The sequence below is a fragment of the Kitasatospora hibisci genome (assembly GCF_043950205.1).
In the GTDB taxonomy this organism is placed as follows: Bacteria; Actinomycetota; Actinomycetes; order Streptomycetales; family Streptomycetaceae; genus Kitasatospora; species Kitasatospora hibisci.
In genome coordinates this window covers 7,245,030-7,263,045 of record NZ_CP171642.1, presented here as the reverse complement: position 1 = coordinate 7,263,045, position 18,016 = coordinate 7,245,030, and the positions used below count along the sequence as shown (strand labels likewise).

The following is an 18,016-nucleotide window of genomic DNA, read 5'->3' as shown; positions in this document are numbered from 1 at the left end:
GCATGTCGACCACGCACACCGTCCGGCACAACGCGATCGTCCAGGCGCCGGCCGAGCTCTGCTTCGACCTGACGGCGGACCTCGCCGCCTGGGTGCAGCACTTCGGACCCGCCGTGCACGGCGAGATCGTCGAGGAGGACGCCGACGGCGTCCAGCTGGTCCGCCGCTGGGCCCTGACCGGCGGCACCGGCGTGCACGCCTGGGACGCCCGTCGCCGGCTCGACCGCGCCGGCCTGCGGATCACCCTGGAGCAGGTGGCCCCGCCGGCCCCGCTCGCGTCGGCCACCGCCGCCTGGACGTTCACCCCGCACGGCGAGGGCGCGACCGCGGTGGAGCTCGTCCACACCTTCACCACCGCCGGAGACGACCCCGAGGCGGCCGCCCGGATCACGGCCGAGCACGAGGAGCGCGCCCCCGCCCAGCTGGAGTCGCTGCGCGAGAGCGCCGAGCAGTGGGCCGATCTTGAGCCCCGGGTCATCTCCTTCGAGGACCCGCTGTTCATCGGCGGCCGGCTGGAGGACGTCTACGAGTTCCTGTACGCGGCGGACAAGTGGCCCGAGCGCGTCCCGCACGTCACCAAGCTCGACATGACCGAGGAGGTCCCGGGCGTGCAGTTCTTCGACATGCACACCCACACCCCGGACGGGAGCGAGCACACCACCCGGTCGGTCCGGGTCTGCCTGCCCGAGATCAACAAGATCGTCTACAAGCAGATCAACCTCCCCGCCCTGCTGGACGGCCACACCGGCCACTGGGTCTTCGAGGAGACCCCCGAGGGCGTCATCGCCCGGGCCCGGCACACCGCCACCATCAAGCCCTCCGCCCTCCACCTGCTCGGCGAGGGCACCACGGTCGCCGACGCCCGCGCCTACCTGCGCCGGGTGCTCAGCACCAACAGCCTGCAGACCCTGCGCTACGCGCAGCAGTTCGCCGAGGAGCGCCTCCGTGCGGCCCGTGACTGACACCGACACCGCCCCCGACGCCGGCACCGGGCCGGCGCCCGGCCTGGTGCCCGAGCTCCCGCTCGACGGCCTGCTGCGCCGGGCCGCCGCCGTGGCACCCGACCGGGTCGCCCTGCGCACCCCCCTCGGCGACACCACCTACGCCGACCTGGACGCCGAGGTGGACACCGCGGCCGGCGCCCTCACCGCCGCGGTCGGCGGGAGCGGGGCGGTGGTGGGCGTGGTGGCCGCCCTCGACGTGCCGTTCGTGGTCGCGTACTACGGCGCCGTCCGGGCCGGCCACACGGTGGCCGTCGTCAACCCGCTGATGGGCGACGACGCGATGGTGCACGCCCTGGGCACCGCGGAGGTGGCCGCGGTGGTCGCCCCGCGGCAGGTTGCCGAGCGTCTGGAGCGGCTGCGCCCGCGGCTGCCGAAGCTGGGCGGGGTGATCACCGCCGAGCGGCTGCCGACCGGGCTGCTGCCGCCGGGCGAGCGCGGCCCGGCGCCCGACCTCGACGCGGTGGCGTGCATCCAGTTCACCAGCGGCACCACCGGCGATCCGAAGGCCGTCCGGCTGACGCACCGCAACCTGGTCGCCAACGCGGCGCAGATCGCCGCCGTGCACGGCCTGGACGGCGACAGCGTCACCGTCAACCACCTGCCGCTGTTCCATCCGATGCACCTCAACTCGGCCGTCCACGCGGCGGCGACGCAGGTGCTCTGCCCCGACTCGGCGCCCACCGCGGCGGTCGCGGCGGCCAACCGGAACCGGGCCACCCACCTCTACAGCCTGCCGGTCCGCCTGGCGGCCCTGGCCGCCGACCCGGGCCTGGGCGAGCTCCGGCTGGACACCGTCCGGGCGGTGCTGTCCGGCGGCTCGGCGCTGCTGCCGGCCCAGGCCCGAGTGCTCGGCGAGCAGTTCGGCATCCCGGTGGTGCAGGGGTACGGGCTCGCCGAGACCTCGCCGCTCACCCACTGCGAACGACCCGGCGACCCCCGCCCGGGCTCGGTCGGCCGCCCCGTCCCGGGGACCGACTGCCGGGTGGTGGACGTGGAGACCCGGGCTCCGCTGCCCGCCGGGGAGCGCGGCGAGGTCCAGGTCCGCGGCCCCCAGCTGATGGCCGGCTACCTGAACGCCGACGTTCCGGCGACCGACGCCGACGGGTGGTTCTCCACCGGGGACATCGGCTACCAGGCGGAGGACGGCCACCTGTTCCTGGTCGACCGGCTCAAGGACGTCTTCAAGCACGAGAACTGGCTGGTATCCCCGACCGAGATCGAGGAGGTGCTGATCCGCCACCCGGCCGTCCTGGACTGCGCCGTCGTCGACCACCCGGAGCCGGTGACCGGAGCGGTGGCGCACGCCTTCGTCGTGCTCACCCCGGACCTCGGCAACGGCCCCTCGCTCGACGAGCTGGCCGCCTTCGTCAACGACCGACTGCCCTACTACCAGCACATCCGGTACCTGGACGCGGTCGACCGCATCCCCCGCTCGCCGAACGGCAAGATCCTCCGCCGCAACCTGCGCCGGGCCGCCGGAGCGGCCCGCCCGGACCGACCCACTGGAGACAGGACATGATCACCGTCATCAACCGGCTCACCGTGCACGGCGACGTCGAGGCCTTCCGCAAGGTCCTCACCGGCATCACCGAGCACATGAGCGCCCAGCCCGGCTTCCTCAGCCACACCCTCTACCGCTCGCTCCGCCGGCCGGAGGTGTTCATCGAGACGGCGCGCTGGACCGACGCGGAGTCCCACCGGGCGGCGATGAGCGCCGACGCGTTCCGCGAGAAGGTCCGCGACCTCGGCGGGCTCGCCACCCCCGAGCCCGACGCGTTCGAGACCGTCGAGGAGGACTAACCCCCGGCGCCGCCGCAACGCCGACTGCCGCGCCCCCGGAGGAGATCCGGGGGCGCGGCAGTCGGGCGGGCGGCGGGCGGTCCGGGGCTCGCACGGCCGGGCCGGCCCGGCCACGCGGGTCAACCGGTCAGCGGGTCAGCGGAGGTCGAACCGGTCGAGGTTCATCACCTTGTCCCAGGCCGCGACGAAGTCCGTCACGAACTTCTCCTTCGCGTCGTCGCTCGCGTAGACCTCGGCGACGGCCCGCAGCTCGGAGTTGGAACCGAAGACCAGGTCGACCCGGCTGCCGGTCCACTTCAGCTCGCCGGTGGCGGCGTCGCGGCCCTCGAACGCGGTGGCGTCCTCGGAGGTCGGCGTCCAGGTCGTGCCCAGGTCGAGCAGGTTGGCGAAGAAGTCGTTGGTCAGGGCCCCGGGGGTCCCGGTCAGCACGCCGACCGACGACTGCTGGTGGTTGGCGCCCAGCACCCGCAGGCCGCCGACCAGGACCGTCATCTCCGGGGCGCTCAGGGTCAGCAGGTTGGCCCGGTCGATCAGCAGGAACTCGGCCGGCAGCCGGGTGCCCTTCGCCAGGTAGTTGCGGAACCCGTCGGAACCCGGCTCCAGCGCGGCGAAGGACTCCACGTCGGTCTGCTCCTGTGAGGCGTCCGCGCGGCCGGGCGCGAACGGGACCTCGACGTCGAAGCCGGCGCCGCGCGCCGCCTGCTCGACCGCCGCGCAGCCCGCGAGGACGACCAGGTCGGCGAAGGAGATCTGCTTGCCGCCGGTCTGCTCCGCGTTGAAGGCCGTCCGGACGCCCTCCAGGGTGCGCAGCACGCCCGCCAGCCGGTCGGGGTCGTTGACCTCCCAGCCGCTCTGCGGCTGCAGGCGGATCCGCCCGCCGTTGGCACCGCCGCGCTTGTCGCTGCCGCGGAACGAGGAGGCCGCGGCCCACGCGGCGGAGACGAGGTCGGAGACCGCCGGGCCGGAGTCGAGCACCCGGGCCTTGAGCGCGGTGACGTCCGCGGCGTCGACCAGCGGGTGGGTCACCGGCGGCAGCGGGTCCTGCCAGAGCAGCCGCTCGGTCGGGACCTCGGGGCCGAGGTAGCGCACGACCGGGCCCATGTCGCGGTGGGTGAGCTTGAACCAGGCCCGGGCGAAGGCGTCCGCCAGTTCCTCGGGGTTCTCCAGGAAGCGCCGCGAGATCGGCTCGTAGACCGGGTCCAGGCGGAGCGAGAGGTCGGTCGTCAGCATCGTGGGGGCGTGGCTGACGGCCGGGTCGTGGGCGTCGGGCACGGTGCCGGCGCCGGCGCCGTCCTTCGGCTTCCACTGGTACGCCCCGGCGGGGCTCCTGGTCAGCTCCCACTCGTAGCCGAACAGCGTCTCGAAGAAGCTGTTGTCCCAGGTCACCGGGGTGGGCGTCCACGCGCCCTCCAGGCCGCTGGTGATCGCGTCGCCGCCCTTGCCGGTGCGGAAACCGCTCTTCCAGCCGAGGCCCTGCTGCTCCAGCGGCGCGGCCTCCGGCTCCGGGCCCACGTTCTCCGCCGGCCCCGCCCCGTGAGTCTTGCCGAAGGTGTGCCCACCGGCGATCAGGGCGACGGTCTCCTCGTCGTTCATCGCCATCCGGCGGAAGGTCTCGCGGATGTCGCGGGCCGCGGCCAGCGGGTCCGGGGTTCCGTTCGGGCCCTCCGGGTTGACGTAGATCAGGCCCATCTGGACCGCGCCCAGGGGGTTCTCCAGCTCGCGGTCGCCGGTGTAGCGCTCGTCGCCCAGCCAGGTGGTCTCCGGGCCCCAGTAGACGTCCTCCTCCGGCTCCCAGGTGTCCACCCGGCCACCGCCGAAGCCGAAGGTCCGCAAGCCCATCGACTCCAGGGCGACGTTGCCGGCCAGGATCATCAGGTCGGCCCAGGAGAGGCTGCGGCCGTACTTCTTCTTCACCGGCCAGAGCAGCCGGCGGGCCTTGTCGAGGTTGGCGTTGTCCGGCCAGCTGTCGATCGGTGCGAACCGCTGCTGGCCTGCCCCGGCGCCGCCGCGGCCGTCACTGATCCGGTAGGTGCCGGCGCTGTGCCACGCCATGCGGATGACGAACGGGCCGTAGTGGCCGTAGTCGGCGGGCCACCAGTCGTGGGAGGTGGTGAGCGCCTCCTCGATGTCCCGCTTCACGGTCGGCAGGTCGAGGCCGCGGAACGCCTCGGCGTAGTCGAACGACTCTCCGAGCGGATTGGCCACGGCCGGATTCTTCGCGAGGATCTTCAGATTGAGCCGCTCCGGCCACCACCGGGTGTTCCCACCGCCCTGGGTCGGGTGCGGGGCGCGCCCGTGCGCGACCGGGCAGCCGCCGGCCTCCTCCGCCGCTACGACCTTTGCATCGTGGTTCTCAGACATGGGAATCCTTCCGTACCAGGCGGATCACGGTGTGCTAGAACTCGAGCGGTGGAACCTCCGGGGCGCCGGGCCCCGGCCGTCCCCTGCCGTGCTGGGGGTGCTTCCGTCCCCAGGCTAGCGCTGCGACCGTCCGCAACACGCCGGATGCAGCCGTCCCGCCCGGCGGGTTCGCCGGGATTCCCACCGCGCCGCCGTACACGGCGGCGGCCGGGCGGTCCCGAGGGTCCGCCCGGCCGCCGCGCCGGCTCCCGGCTACTGCGGGGTGACGTACGCGCCGGAGATGCCGCCGTCCACCAGGAACGTGTTGGCGGTCATGAAGGAGGAGTCGTCGGAGGCGAGGAAGGCCACCGCGGCGGCGATCTCCTCCGGCTCGGCGAACCGGCCGAGCGGGATGTGCACCAGGCGGCGGGCGGCCCGCTCCGGGTCCTTGGCGAACAGCTCCTGGAGCAGCGGGGTGTTCACCGGGCCGGGGCAGAGCGCGTTGACCCGGATGCCCTCGCGGGCGAACTGCACGCCCAGCTCGCGCGACATCGCCAGCACTCCGCCCTTGGAGGCGCTGTAGGAGATCTGCGAGGTCGCCGCGCCCATCACGGCCACGAAGGACGCGGTGTTGATGATCGAGCCCTTGCCCTGGCGCTGCATGTGCGGGATCGCGTACTTGCAGCAGAGGTAGACGGAGGTGAGGTTGACCTCCTGGACGCGCTTCCAGGCCTCCAGGCCGGTGGTGAGGATGGAGTCGTCGTCGGGCGGGGAGATGCCGGCGTTGTTGAAGGCGATGTCCACCCGGCCGTAGGTGTCGACGGCCTTCTGGAAGAGGGCCTCCACCGCCGGCTCGTCGGTGACGTCGACCTCCACGAAGAGGCCGCCCACCTCGTTGGCGGCCTTGGCGCCGGTCTCCGGGTCGAGGTCGGCGCAGACCACCTTGGCTCCCTCCTGGGCGAACCGGCGGGCGGTGGCCAGGCCGATGCCGCTGCCCGCGCCGGTGATGACGGCCACCCGGCCGTCGAGTCGCTGAGTCATGCTGATCACTCCTCCGTGGAGATGAAGACGTTCTTGGTCTGGGTGAAGGCGTCGAGGGCGTCCGGGCCGAGCTCGCGGCCGAGGCCGGACTGCTTGAAACCGCCGAACGGGGTGGTGTAGCGCACCGAGGAGTGCGAGTTGACGGAGAGGTTGCCGGCCTCGACGGCACGGGAGACCCGCAGGGCGCGGCCCACGTCGCGGGTCCAGATCGAGCCGGAGAGGCCGTACTCGGTGGCGTTGGCGATGCGCACGGCGTCCTCCTCGTCGCGGAACGGGACGACGGCGACCACCGGGCCGAAGATCTCCTCGGTGAAGGCCGGGTCGTCGTGGCGCACCGGGGCCAGCACGGTCGGCGGGTACCAGAAGCCGGGCCCGTCCGGGGCGGTGCCGCGGAAGGCGACGGCCGCGGCGTCGGGGACGTACGAGGCGACCCTGGACCGGTGGGCGGCGGAGATCAGCGGGCCCATCTCGGTCTTCTCGTCGGCCGGGTCGCCGACCCGCACCCCGCGGACGGCGGGTTCCAGCAGTGCCATGAACTCGTCGTGGACGGAGGCCTCGACCAGGATCCGGGAGCGCGCGCAGCAGTCCTGGCCGGCGTTGTCGAAGACGGCGTAGGGGGCGGTGGCGGCGGCCTTGGCGAGGTCGGCGTCGGCGAAGACGATGTTGGCGCTCTTGCCGCCGAGTTCGAGGGTGACCGGCTTCACCCGGGCGGCGCAACCGGCCATGATCTCCTTGCCGACCCGGGTGGATCCGGTGAACACCACCTTGCGCACGTCCGGGTGGGTGACGAAGCGCTGTCCGACCACCGTCCCGCGGCCGGGCAGGACTTGCAGCACGCCCTCCGGGATGCCCGCCTGCAGGGCGAGTTCGCCGAGGCGCAGCGCGGTGAGCGGGGTGAGCTCGGCCGGCTTGACGATCACGGTGTTGCCGGCGGCGAGGGCGGGAGCGAGGGCCCAGGCGGCGATCGGCATGGGGAAGTTCCACGGCACGATGACGCCGACCACGCCGAGCGGTTCCTGGAAGGTGACGTCGAGGCCGCCGGCCACCGGGATCTGGCGGCCGAAGAGCCGTTCGGGGGCGGCGGCGTAGTACTCGATGACGTCTCGGGCGTTGCCGGCCTCCCAGCGGGCGTTGCCGATGGTGTGGCCGGCGTTGGCGACCTCCAGGGCGGCGAGGTGCTCGCGGTCGGCGTCGACGGCGGCGGCGAAGGCGCGCAGCAGCCGGGCCCGGTCGGCCGGGGCGACCCGGCGCCAGGTGTCGAAGGCGGCCCGGGCGCGGGCGACGGCGGCGTCCGTCTCGGCGGGTCCGGCCAGCTCGACGGTGGTGATCACCTCCTCGGTGGCGGGGTTGACGACCTCGTGGAGGTCCGGTTCGGTCATCGGGTGGTCTCCCTGGGCTGGCTGGCGGTCAGGAACGCGTGGAAGAGGCGGTCGTCGTCGGGGTCGGTCTCGGGGTGCCACTGGACGCCCAGCACGAAACGGTGGCCGGGCAGTTCGAGCGCCTCGACGGTTCCATCGGCACTCCGGGCGGTCACCTGGAGTCCGCGGCCGACCCGGTCGACCGCCTGGTGGTGGTAGCAGGAGACGTCGGTGACGGTGCCGAGGACGCCGGCGAGCCGGCTGCCGCCCTCGACCGCGACCGGGTGGCGGACGAAGCCGGCCGGGACGATCTGGTGGCTCCGCTCCGGCAGGTGCTGGAGCAGGGTGCCGCCGAGGGCGACGTTCAGCACCTGCATGCCGCGGCAGACGCCGAGCAGGGGCAGGTCGCGGGCGAGCGCGGCGTGCAGCAGCCGGCTCTCCCAGTCGTCGCGGGCGGGGTGGGGCGGGCCGGTGCGCGGGTCGGCGGCCGCGCCGTAGCGGGCCGGGTCGACGTCCGGTCCACCGGCCAGGACGAGCCCGTCCAGCGCCTCGGCCAGGTGCTCCGCGCCGCCGGGCTGGGGTGGCAGCAGGACGGGGGTGCCGCCGGCCCGGACGACGGCGTCGACGTAGGTCTGCGGGAGCAGGGAGGCGCGCTGGCGCCAGACGGACCAGGCGGCCTCGTCCTGGTAGCTGGTGATGCCGATCAGGGGGCGGCGGAGCGGTTCACGGGTCGGGTGCGGTTCACGGGTCACGGGTGGCGTCCCCCTCAGAGCCGCTCGAATCCGCGGCGCCGCTCCCAGTCGGTCACCGCCCTTTCGTAGGCCGCGAGTTCGGTGCGTCCGGCGTGGGCGTAGTGGCGGACCACGTCCTTGCCGAAGGCCTCGGTCGCGGCGGCGCTGCGTTCGAAGGCCTCGGCCGCGTCACGCAGCGTGGCGGGCACCCGGGGTGCGTCGGAGGCGTAGGCGTTGCCGGTGAACTCCGGTTCGAGTTCGAGCTGCTGCTCGACGCCGTGCAGGCCGGCCGCGATCAGCGCGGCGATCGCGAGGTAGGGGTTGACGTCGCCGCCGGGGACGCGGTTCTCGAAGCGCAGCGAGGGGCCGTGGCCGACCACCCGCAGGGCGCAGGTGCGGTTGTCGCGGCCCCAGGCGATGGCGGTGGGCGCGAAGCTGCCGGACACGTAGCGCTTGTAGGAGTTGACGGTGGGGGCGAGCAGCAGGGCGAAGTCGGCCAGGCAGGCGAGCTGGCCGGCCAGGAAGTGCTCCATGGTGCGGGAGAAGCCGTGCGGCCCGTCGCCGGCGAAGACCGGTGCGCCCTCGGCGTCGCGCAGGCTGAGGTGGACGTGGCAGGAGTTGCCCTCGCGCTCGTCGTACTTGGCCATGAAGGTGAGGCTGCAGCCCTCCTGGGCGGCGATCTCCTTGGCGCCGGTCTTGTAGACGGAGTGGTCGTCGCAGGTGGTGAGGGCTTCGGCGTACTTGAAGGCGATCTCGTGCTGGCCGAGGTTGCACTCGCCCTTGGCGGACTCGACGGTGAGGCCGGCGCCGGCCATGCCGTTGCGCAGCCGGCGCAGCAGCGGTTCGATCCGGCCGGTGCCGAGGATGGAGTAGTCGACGTTGTACTGGTTGGCCGGGGTGAGCCGGCTGTAGTCCTTGTCCCAGGCCTGTTCGTAGCTGTCCCGGAAGACGATGAACTCCAGCTCGGTGGCGGCGTAGGCGTGCCAGCCGCGGGCGGCGAGCCGCTCCAGCTGGCGCCGCAGGATCTGCCGCGGGGAGACGGCGACCGGGCGGCCGTCGTGGTGGGCGACGTCGCACTGGACCATCGCGGTGGCGGGGTGCCAGGGCACCGCGCGCAGGGTGTCGAGGTCGGGGCGGAGCACCAGGTCGCCGTAGCCGCGCTCCCAGGAGGAGATCTCGTAGCCGTCCACGGTGTTCATGTCGACGTCGACGGCGAGCAGGTAGCCGCAGCCCTCGGCGGCGTTGGCGACGACGTCGGTGAGGAAGTACTCGGCGGCGACGCGCTTGCCCTGGAGGCGGCCCTGCATGTCGGTCATGGCCAGGACGACGGTGTCGACGGAGCCGTCGGCCACGCGGGTGCGCAACTCGTCGAGGGTGAGCCGGGCGCTGTTCAACGGGTCTCCATCTCGGGGTCCGGTGCGGTGGGTCCCGGCGTCGCCGCGGCGGCGGGGGCGGGGGCGGTGAGGATCGGGCCGGTGAACCAGTGCCGGGCCGAGGCCAGCCACCAGAGGCCGGCGAAGCCGACCACCACCAGGACCGCGACGGGGGTGTAGTTGAAGGTCTCGGCGGTGATCGGGCTGACGGTGGGGAGCGTGAACACGACGCTGATGAACGCGGTCCAGCCGACGGCGATCGCACCGATCGGGCGGCTCCAGCGGCCCAGGTGCCAGGGGCCGCGCGGGAAGGCGTCGCCCTGCCGCAGCCGGAGGTAGACCGGGATGACGTAGGAGATGTACAGGCCGATCACGGAGATCGAGGTGACGGCGGTGTAGGCGGTGGTGTTCCAGAGCGCGGGCAGGCCGAGCAGCAGGGCGCCGCCGGTGGCCAGCCAGACCGCGTTCGTCGGGGTCTGGGTGCGCGGGTCGATGCGGTGCCAGAGGGCGGAGCCGGGCAGCGCGCCGTCCCGGGAGAAGGCGTAGATCATGCGGGAGTTGGCGGTGACGGAGGCCATCCCGCAGAAGAACTGGGCGCCGATCACGATCAGCAGCAGGAACTCCGCGCCGCCGGTGCCGACGGCGTCGATGAAGATCTGGGCGGGGGCGACGCCGGTGTCGCTGGCGAGGGCGCCGTCGTAGTCGCGGATCGCGAAGGTGAGGCCGAGCAGCAGGATCCAGCCGGCCCCCAGGGAGACGGTGATGGCGTTGACGATGCCGCGCGGGCCGGAGCGGGCGGCGTCGTGGGTCTCCTCGGTCATGTGCGCGGAGGCGTCGTAGCCGGTGAGGGTGTACTGGGCGAGCAGCAGGCCGAGCATGGCCACGTAGAGCTGGTTGTGGAAGCCGGTGTTGTCGACGAACTCGGTGAAGACGAAGGACGCGGAGGCGTGCCGGTCCGGAAGCAGGGCGAGCGCGCCGACGATGACGGCGACGCCGACCAGGTGCCACCAGACGGAGACGTTGTTGAGGAGGGCGACGAGCTTCACGCCCCGGGTGTTGAGCAGGCCGTGGATCAGCAGGATGGCGGCGAAGATCTCCACGGTGTGCGCGGGGGTCGCCTCGAAGCCGAACTGGAGCGAGAGGAAGGCGTTGGTGAAGAAGGCGGCGCCGTAGTCGACGCCGGCGGTGACGGCGACCTGGCCGAGGAAGTTGAACCAGCCGGTGAACCAGCTCCAGGCCGGCCCGCGGCTGCGGGCCAGTTTGGCGGACCAGTAGTAGAGCCCGCCGGCGGTGGGGTAGCTGGAGCAGATCTCGGCCATGGCCAGCCCCACGCAGAGCGTGAACAGGCCGACCACCGGCCAGCCCCAGATGATCATCGCGGGGCCGCCGTTGTTCATCCCCGTCCCGTACAGGGTCAGGCAGCCCGAAAGGATCGAGACGATGGAGAAGGAGACGGCGAAGTTGGAGAAGCCCGACATCGAGCGGGCCAGCTCCTGGGTGTAGCCCAGTTCGCGGAGCCGTTGTTCGTCGGCGGAAACGGTCGCGGTGTTCGCCGGAAACACCGACGGGGCAGGGTGGTCGGGTGAGCGTGCGTCAGTCATGGGCACCCCTGGGGGTTGAGGTGTGCCGAGGGGGCGCGCGGCCACGGCGGTGTGGCGCGCCGCTCCCGGCGGGGTCGACGGTCGGACGGCTCTTCAATGGACTGGAACCAGACCATTGGGGTGGTGGGCAGCATCGTTCACCCCGCGCTCGGCCCGCGTCAAGAGCTGAGCGGAGAACGGACGGGGCGGGTCCGCCCGCGTCGCCCGTGGGTACGATTCGGGCGTGGACGTCGACGAAGCACGCGCACGCGCGCGCCTGGACTGGCAGGCCGGGGCGATCTTCCGCCCGGTGCGGACCGGCAACGCCTTCGAGGAGACCGTCGAGCGGCTGCTCCAGGCGATCAAGCTCGGCGTCTTCGACTTCGGCGACCGGCTCCCGGCCGAGCGCGAGCTCGCCGCCCGGCTGGGCGTCAGCCGCGAGACCCTGCGCGAGGCGCTGCGCACCCTCCAGCAGGCCGAGTGCGTGGAGTCCCGCCGCGGCCGCTACGGCGGCACCTTCGTCACCTACCGGATGCCCGCACCCGACGTCGCCGAGCTGCGGCGGGCCGCCCGCGACCTCGGCAGCGAACTGGAGGACGCGCTGACGTACCGGCAGGTGCTGGAGACCGGAGCCGCCGAGGCCGCCGCGCGGCGCACCCTCTCCACCGAGCAGCAGGCCTACCTGGAGAGCCGCCTGACCGATCTGGAGGGCGCCCCGGCGGAGCAGTACCGGCAGCTGGACTCGCGCTTCCACCTCGCCATCGCCGAGCTCACCGGCTCCCCCACGCTGGCCGCCGGCATCGCCGAGGCCCGGATGCGCCTGAACGACCTGCTCAACGCGATCCCGATACTGGAACGGAACATCGAGCACGCCGCCGAGCAGCACCGCGCGATGGCCCGGGCCATCCTGGCCGGCGACGGCGAGGCCGCCCGCCGCGCCACCGACGAACACCTCGCCGCCACGGCCGCCCTCCTGCGGGGATTCCTGGCGTAGGCGTTCCGGACCCGTGCGGTCGGGGACGGCGACGGCCGGACCGCGCCGGCGCAGCTCAGGGGCCGCCGAGCCGAACCGTCCGCCGCCGCACCCGCCGCCGTCACACACGCCGCCGTGGTGGTGGGGTTCACCATGCGCAACTCCGTTCGCCCCGGATCCGTCCGCCCCGGACGGCTGATGCACGCATCCGGGCCCGGGCAACCGCGCCTCCGGGCAGATCACTCCGTACGGGTGATCACGGAGTCTCGGGTTGCCGCCGGAGAAGCGGCGAACGAAGGGGAACGCCGAGGAGCCGCCGGGTCCTGCGACCCGGCGGCTCCTCGGTTCCGTACTGGCGTCAGGCGGCCGTCCCGGCGGTCGCCTTCTCGGCGTGGTCCGCCTCGGCGGTCACCCGGGTGCCGGGGTGGAGCAGCGCGCAGAAGAACGCGACCGCGAGCGCCACCGCCATGCCGTACAGCACCGGCCCGTTGGCCGCGGCGAAGTCGTGGCGGATCGCGTCCATGAGCGCCGCCGGGGCGTCGGACGGGGCACTGCCCGCCTCCCCGTGACCGGTGATGCTCTTGGTGATCATCTCCGCGGTGCTGTGCGCGACGTCCATCGGGAGGCCCTGGCCCTGCAGGGTCTTCTCGATGTTGGCGGTGGTGCTGTTGAGCAGGACCGTGCCGAGGACGGCGAGACCCAGGCTGGCCGAGTAGTTGCGCACGGTCTGGGTGATGCCGGTGACCTCGCCGTAGGAGGCGCCGATGGCGCGGTTGACGGCGTCGGTCGAGGCGGCCGTGAGCAGCAGGCCGATGCCGGCGCCGGCCATCACGATGTACGGCCACTGCGCGCCGAGCGACAGGTCCGTGATCTTCCCGGCCCAGAGCGCGAAGCCGGCGGCGGAGAGCGCGGTGCCCAGCATCATCGGCAGCTTGGCGCCGCGGCGGTCCAGCAGCCGGCCGCCGATCTGCGACGCGGGGCCGAAGCCCGCGAAGAAGACCAGCAGGTACAGGCCGGCGTCGTTGGCCGACTGGTCGAGGGCCACCTGCGCGTAGACCGAGGCGAAGAAGAACACCGGGACGAAGGCGATCATCGCGAAGAAGAGCACCGCGTTGTCGGCCGCGAACGCGCGGTCGGCGAAGACCCGCAGCTTGATCAGCGGGTCCGCGCTGCGCAGTTCGACCAGGACGAAGACGACCAGCACGGCGAGACCGCCGCCGATGCAGAGCCACGTCGCCGGGCTGTCCCAGCCCCAGGTCGCGGCCTGCTGGAGGCCGCACACGCTCAGGCCCATGCCGAGCGCCGCCAGGGCCGCGCCGACCCAGTCGATCGGCTCGCTGCGCGGGGTGTTGCGGATCTTCGCCATCGCGGTCAGGACCAGCGCGACGACGGCGACCGGCACGTTGACCCAGAAGATCGCCCGCCAGGTCCAGCTGGTGAGCCAGCCGCCGAGGATCGGGCCGATCGCGGTCAGGCCGCCGGCCACCCCGAAGAAGAGCGCCAGCGCGCGGCCGCGCCGCGCCACCGGGAAGACCTCGACCACGACCGCGAGCGCGGCCGGGAACATGAACGCGGCGCCGACGCCCTGGAGCGCCCGGAAGGCGATCAGCCAGGTCTGCGCCGCGCCGCCCGAGGGCACCGCGCCGCAGAGGGCCGAGGCGATGACGAAGGTCAGCGTGCCGACGACCATCATCCGCTTGTGGCCGAGGACGTCCGCGAGCCGCCCGCCCAGGGCGAAGAAGGCCGCCAGCGCGAGCAGGTAGGCGTTGACCACCCACTGCATGCCCATGGAGGAGAGGTGCAGCTCACGGATGATGTCCGGGGCGGCGATGGAGATGATCGTCTGGTCGATGAACGTCATCGAGACGGCGAAGAGCATGCCCGCCAGCGTCAGTGACTGACTGGCGGCCACGGGTGCGGAGGTGGCCGAAGCCTTCTCGGACCGCACGGGTAACCATCCTTTGCTTGGTTCCGAGCGACCGGGCGACGACCTGCGGGAATCCCCCCGTTCGACCTTGCCCGTGCCGCGATCTGACGCGGCAGCACGCCGCGTCCGCGGGCCACTATGTCACCCGGACGGCCCAGGGCGCCTCCTCCGGATCGCATCAGCTGCGAACCGTCGAAGGCGCCCTGGGGTCGGGACGTGCTCGGCACGTCCGCCTTCCCGGCCCGCTCGGCGGTCGGTCGACCGCCGGCGGCCCGGTGCCCACTGCCCGGGCACCGAACCGCCGCGGATCAGGACCGGCGGGCGTGCGGCATCAGGTAGACGTCCACCGCGACCTGGCGCTCGGGGTGAGCGGACGGGAACGAGGAGAACTCCAAGTAATAAGGGAGAGGCGGACGTTCGGTGCGCTGCATGCCCTTGGTGGCGGCGCTGACCGCCAGGTGCATGTAGGTGAACGGAATCAGTTCGGGCGGGCCGACGTGACGCATCGCCAGCCCGGTCGAGGCGGGTACCACCTGGACCCCCATGCCGTCGCGGGCCTGCGGGTCGAAGCGGTCGGAGACCGGGACGCAGATGTCGTGCCTGGTCCGGGCCCCGATGAAGAAGTCCGGGTCGTCGTAGGAGACTCCCAGCGCTTTGGAGCGGGCGGGGCAGTGCCCCTGGGTGGTGAGCCAGCCGCGCAGTCGTTCCCACGCGGTGTTGGCGCTGTCGATCGGGCCGAGGTGGGAGTAGAAGGCGACCCGGCGCTGCGGGATGGCCGCCGGGCGGATGTCCGTGCCGGCCGCGCCGGCGGTGTTCCAGGTGGTGTTCTGCGGGTTGGTCCGCAGGTCGGTGGGACAGATCCCGTACGCGGACCGGAACGCGCGGGTGAAGGCCGCGTGCGAGTTGTACCCGGCGCTCACCGCGATGTCGATGATCGTGCGGTCGCCGTACACCAACCGGTAGGCCGCGAGGGAGAGTCTGAGTCTGCGCACGTACCGGTGGATGGGTTCGCCCACCTGGTGCCGGAACACCCGGCGCAGGTAGTCGGGAGAGGTGTTGGTGGCCATCGCGAGCTCCTCCAGGGAGACGGCCGCCTCACCGTCCCTGACCTGGGCCACGATGTGCGGGATGGCCCGGCGCAGTCGTTCGTCGTGGCTGCTGAGCGTGTCGATCTTCATAGCGGACTGAAGCCCTCCGGTTCTCGGGTCCGTCGCACGGGCCTGCCACCGGAGCCGAGTCCGGGCCTGCTGGGCCGACACCTGGCGACGGACGGGTCGCTGACACGCACGCCGATAGATCGCACATCACTGCAAACCTGCGCGATCACCCCCCGTGCGCGCCAGGGTCGGACGTCCCTAGTCGTCGGCCCGGGGCGGGTCCGTGCGGGACACCACCCCGGAGCAGGCCCGAAACCGGGCGAAGACGGACCCCCGGCGGGTCGTGGACCCGAGCGGGGATTCTCCCGATGCTAGGGGGGCCCTCCGGGGCTGTCCAGCAGGCCCACCGGTGCACCGGCGGTACTCGGGCGGTGCACGGGTGCGCGCCACGGCGGCCACGGGGGCACCGTCCGGGTCCGAACGTACCAGGGGCTCAGGACACCGGCTGCCGGAGGATGGTGCGCCGCCGCTCGGGCGCGGTCCTGGTGGGGTCGGAGAGGTAGATCTCGTGGTGCCGTCCGGCCTCGGCGAGCCGCTCGGTGTGCAGGTAGTCGTGCAGCAGCTTCACGGTGCGCGGCTCGGTCTCGTACGGCCCCTTGTGCAGCACCTGGACGCAGCGGCCCTCGGCGAAGGACTCCCGACGGACCCGGCCGACCGCCTCGGTGCCGGCCCTGCCCTCGGCCTTGGCCTCCGCCTTGGCGAGCGCACCGGCCAGCTGTGCGTCGGTGTACGGGACGGGCTGGCGGATCAGCAGGGTCCACTCCCAGCCGGCCCGGGCGCCGGGGCCGTAGGAGTCGGCCGAGACCGCGTCGAAGTGCGGGTCGTTGCTGTGCCAGAGCCCTTCGAGCGGCATCACCGCGTAGTCCAGGCCGGTCTCGGCCCGGACGGCGAACTTGAGGGCGTAGGAGGCGGCGTACAGCGCCGCGATGGCGGGCCCGAAGTCGGGGCTCTGCCGGGGGTCGCCGACGCCGTCGACGGCGAGGAAGGCGAACTCGGGGACGTCGACGACCTGGGGGACCGACTTCGCGCTGTACAGCGCGCCGCCGAGCTTGCGGTGGTCGGTCTTCTCTGCCCTGCCGGTGGTACTCATGGTTCCGAACTCCCGTACGGCTGATGGATCGAGGGGCGCGAGGCACCCGGGGGTCACTGCGGCCACAGGCCCCCGCAGGGGCGAACGAGGGCGCGCGGGATCGGTCACCGCGGCCGGCCGCGCGGTCCGGGCCGCGAAACCCGTGGATCCGGGACCGGGAACCGCTTTCCCACCGTTCCGGTCAAGCCCGACCCGGGCAACCGATCCGAAGCTTGACTGAGCCGGTCAACAACGCTCGATCCGCTTCTCACCCGGTCCGTCGGCTGCGGAGACTGACGTGCACGGTTCCCCCATCCGGATGACGAGAGGGATGCATCGTGACTCCAGCCGCCCCGTGGACCCCCGTACCGGTGCCGGCCGCGGCGGACCCCCGTTCGGTCCCGTCGCACTGGTACAACCTCGTCCCCAGCCTACCGGGCGCTGTGCCGCCGCCGCGCGAGCCCGAAGGCGCCGAGCAGGACGACTGGGGCTCGCGGATCGCCCTGCAGCAGCGGATCCGGCTCGACGCCGTCCGCGCCCAGGACGCCGCCACCGAGCCCTTCCTGGAGATCCCGGAGCGGGTGCGCGAGGAGCTCGCCTCGATCGGGCGGCCGACCCCGCTGCTGCGCGCCCGCGCCCTGGAGCGCTACCTGGACACCCCGGCCCGGATCTACCTCAAGCGCGAGGACGTCCTGCCGACCGGCAGCTTCAAGCTCAACTCGGCGATCGCGCAGGCCCACTACGCGGCCGAGCAGGGCGTCGGGACGCTGGTCACCGAGACCGGCGCCGGCCAGTGGGGCCACGCGGTGGCCTGGGCCGCCCGCCGCTTCGGTCTGAAGGCCGTCATCTACTGGGCCGGCGTGTCGGCCCGGCAGAAGCCCGGCCGGAACGCGCTGATCGAGATGCTCGGCGCCGAGGTGCACCCCTCCCCGAGCGAACAGACCCCGGTCGGCAAGGCGCTGCTGCGCGACGGCCGGCACCTGCTCGGCTCGCTCGGCACGGCGATCGGCGAGGCGATCAGCCACGCCGCACTGCACCCGGAGACCCGCTACATCTCCGGCAGCAACCTGGCGCACGTGCTGATCCACCAGACCGTCATCGGCCAGGAGACCAAGGCGCAGCTGGCCGCCCTCGGCGAGCAGCCGGACGCGCTGATCGCCTGCGTCGGCGGCGGCAGCAACCTCGGCGGCTTCATGGGCCCGTTCCTGGCCGAGAAGGCCGAGCGCGGGGACGGGCTGCTGCTGCTCGGCGCGGAGTCGGCGAGCGCCCCGCGGCTCACCCGGGGCACGCTGCGCTACGACCACGCCGACCCCGAGGGCGTCACCCCGCTCAGCAAGTCGTACACCCTGGGCCGGGACTACGAGCTCCCGGAGACGCACGTCGGCGGGCTGCGCCAGCACAGCGGCTCGCCGCTGATCGGCGTGCTGCGCGGCGAGGGACTGCTCGACGCGACCGCGTACGAGGAGGCGGACGCCTTCGAGACCGGGCGGCTGGTGCTCTCCACCGAGGGAATGCTGATCGCCCCGGAGTCCTGCCACGCCCTGCGCGCCGCGGTGGAGCGGGCCGTGCTGGCCCGCGAGACCGGGCGGTCCGAGGTGATCGTGGCCTGCGTCAGCGGCAACGGCCTGCTCGACCTTGACGGCTACCTCGCCCATCGCTGAGC

The 18,016-nt window shown here is 73.1% G+C and carries 14 protein-coding genes; 5 read left to right on the top strand and 9 right to left on the bottom strand.

From position 1 onward, the window contains the following. Positions 1–2 precede the first annotated feature (2 nt). From ACF9IK_RS31645 to ACF9IK_RS31635, 3 genes are read left to right on the top strand one after another with little or no spacing between them, the layout of a single operon-like run. Positions 3–962: an aromatase/cyclase gene (locus ACF9IK_RS31645; protein WP_395297492.1), complete on the top strand. Its 960-nt coding sequence runs from the start codon at positions 3–5 to the stop codon at positions 960–962. After that, positions 955–2,523, top strand: coding sequence for a class I adenylate-forming enzyme family protein (locus ACF9IK_RS31640; protein WP_395297491.1), 1,569 nt, complete (start codon positions 955–957; stop codon positions 2,521–2,523). The genes ACF9IK_RS31645 and ACF9IK_RS31640 overlap by 8 nt, the downstream gene beginning before the upstream one ends. Beyond that, entirely contained in the window at positions 2,520–2,804 is a 285-nt protein-coding gene (locus ACF9IK_RS31635) for an antibiotic biosynthesis monooxygenase family protein (protein ID WP_395297490.1), read from the top strand. Before ACF9IK_RS31640 ends, ACF9IK_RS31635 begins: the two co-directional genes overlap by 4 nt. 135 nt (positions 2,805–2,939) lie before the next feature. On the opposite strand, the gene katG is transcribed toward ACF9IK_RS31635, so the two are convergent. The 6 genes from katG to ACF9IK_RS31605 form a co-directional block, all read right to left on the bottom strand. Beyond that, a complete protein-coding gene (gene katG, locus ACF9IK_RS31630; RefSeq protein ID WP_395297489.1) occupies positions 2,940–5,165 on the bottom strand; it encodes a catalase/peroxidase HPI in 2,226 nt (741 codons plus the stop codon). 252 nt (positions 5,166–5,417) lie between these two features. Then, a complete protein-coding gene (locus tag ACF9IK_RS31625) occupies positions 5,418–6,185 on the bottom strand; it encodes a 3-oxoacyl-ACP reductase (protein ID WP_395297488.1) in 768 nt (255 codons plus the stop codon). A gap of 5 nt (positions 6,186–6,190) precedes the next feature. Continuing rightward, positions 6,191–7,564, bottom strand: a complete 1,374-nt coding sequence (locus ACF9IK_RS31620) for an aldehyde dehydrogenase family protein (RefSeq protein WP_395297487.1) — start codon at positions 7,562–7,564, stop codon at positions 6,191–6,193. After that, a complete protein-coding gene (locus tag ACF9IK_RS31615; RefSeq protein ID WP_395297486.1) occupies positions 7,561–8,295 on the bottom strand; it encodes a gamma-glutamyl-gamma-aminobutyrate hydrolase family protein in 735 nt (244 codons plus the stop codon). Before ACF9IK_RS31615 ends, ACF9IK_RS31620 begins: the two co-directional genes overlap by 4 nt. A gap of 14 nt (positions 8,296–8,309) precedes the next feature. Next, positions 8,310–9,668 (bottom strand): glutamine synthetase family protein, encoded by a 1,359-nt coding sequence (locus ACF9IK_RS31610; RefSeq protein WP_395297485.1) that lies wholly within the window; start codon positions 9,666–9,668, stop codon positions 8,310–8,312. Continuing rightward, positions 9,665–11,125, bottom strand: coding sequence for an amino acid permease (locus ACF9IK_RS31605; protein WP_395298730.1), 1,461 nt, complete (start codon positions 11,123–11,125; stop codon positions 9,665–9,667). The genes ACF9IK_RS31610 and ACF9IK_RS31605 overlap by 4 nt, the downstream gene beginning before the upstream one ends. Before the next feature lie 346 nt (positions 11,126–11,471). On the opposite strand from ACF9IK_RS31605, the gene ACF9IK_RS31600 reads away from it, so the two are divergent. Further along, entirely contained in the window at positions 11,472–12,221 is a 750-nt protein-coding gene (locus ACF9IK_RS31600; protein WP_395297484.1) for a FadR/GntR family transcriptional regulator, read from the top strand. A gap of 337 nt (positions 12,222–12,558) precedes the next feature. Here the strand turns inward: ACF9IK_RS31600 and ACF9IK_RS31595 are convergent, their stop codons facing one another. The 3 genes from ACF9IK_RS31595 to ACF9IK_RS31585 form a co-directional block, all read right to left on the bottom strand. Then, the gene (locus ACF9IK_RS31595) at positions 12,559–14,079 is read right to left on the bottom strand and encodes an MFS transporter (protein ID WP_395298729.1); all 1,521 of its coding nucleotides are present in this window, start codon (positions 14,077–14,079) and stop codon (positions 12,559–12,561) included. Between the two features lie 356 nt (positions 14,080–14,435). Then, positions 14,436–15,305 carry an AraC family transcriptional regulator gene (locus ACF9IK_RS31590; RefSeq protein ID WP_395297483.1) on the bottom strand — a complete coding sequence of 290 codons (870 nt, stop codon included), beginning with the start codon at positions 15,303–15,305 and terminating at the stop codon, positions 14,436–14,438. A gap of 412 nt (positions 15,306–15,717) precedes the next feature. Beyond that, positions 15,718–16,374, bottom strand: coding sequence for a GyrI-like domain-containing protein (locus ACF9IK_RS31585; RefSeq protein WP_395297482.1), 657 nt, complete (start codon positions 16,372–16,374; stop codon positions 15,718–15,720). A 317-nt stretch (positions 16,375–16,691) separates the two neighbouring features. Here ACF9IK_RS31585 and ACF9IK_RS31580 point away from each other — a divergent pair, with 317 nt between their 5' ends. Next, positions 16,692–18,014: a TrpB-like pyridoxal phosphate-dependent enzyme gene (locus tag ACF9IK_RS31580; protein ID WP_395297481.1), complete on the top strand. Its 1,323-nt coding sequence runs from the start codon at positions 16,692–16,694 to the stop codon at positions 18,012–18,014. Positions 18,015–18,016: the final 2 nt, after the last annotated feature.